The sequence below is a fragment of the Treponema sp. R6D11 genome (assembly GCF_054786075.1).
The window spans coordinates 1-952 of sequence record NZ_BDHD01000479.1; the positions used below are offsets into that span (position 1 = coordinate 1).

The 952-nt window shown below is 44.0% G+C and carries 1 protein-coding gene; it reads left to right on the forward strand.

Annotated features, from left to right (window positions below):
* Positions 1–771, forward strand: a 771-nt coding sequence (locus tag ACYVTD_RS14095) for a hypothetical protein (RefSeq protein WP_461248356.1), incomplete at its 5' end; no start/stop codon positions are given.
* Between the last annotated feature and the right edge of the window lie 181 nt (positions 772–952).

Sequence of the window (952 nt, forward strand, 5' to 3'; positions counted from 1 at the left end):
TATGACGTGGTAAAAGAAATGGGAGCTTTAGAGTTCAGCGGTAAAATCAAAACAGCCGCCATGTTTTTATGGTTTGGCTACATTGGAGCCGCAATCATAGGATTCATTAAGAGTCCGGCGGCACAGTCAGTTGTTTCTATCTGTGCAGTCATCGCCGGATTTGGCTATTACTTTATAGCGACAAGACCCTATGCAAGAGCAGTGGCGGAACGGAACAAAGGAAATGCGAAGACTGCCCTGAAATCAATAGTAATGCTCGTTGCGGTCGGCTTTGTGGTGCTTCTTACCGTTGGAAAAGAAATTGAAAAAAGAAATTATGAAGCCAAAGAAGAGGCGGCAACTGCGGCGATAATAAAGCCGATAACCGACACCGTAAAGAAAGCATCAACGCAAGATGTGTTTGTAACTGTTATAAAGAATAGGTTTACAGAAAGACAAGAAAATACGAGAGTTGATGGTACTTATTATCTTCAAGAAATTGGAACGAATATTCATTCTCAACCCAGCACTGGAGGAACGAAGGTAAAAACGCCAAAAATTGGCGACAGGTTAAAAGTAACAGGGGACGTGATTATTGATGGAAGTGAAGCTTGGTTGCCTGTTGAATTTCAAGGTGTCAGGGGATTTATTGAAGCAATTTATCGCCATGAACCCTTTGTTGAACTAGCCACTGGTGGGCAAACTGTTCAATCAACAATACCCGAAATATCAATACCAGAAGAAACAACATCGGAAGAGACAACAACCGATGAAACAACGCCGGAAGAGTAAACGCAGGTAGCGTACACGCCAAGCGTCATATGACGCCAAGCGTCATAGGCCGGCAAGCGACATTACACGTATAAGTCATCTGACGGGGACGGCAGGCATCGATTTTAACGCGTGGCGCATGGAGGGAACGGTATCAATTGAAAATGAAGGGAAAGACAGAATAAGCCTTTGGCCGGTAAGA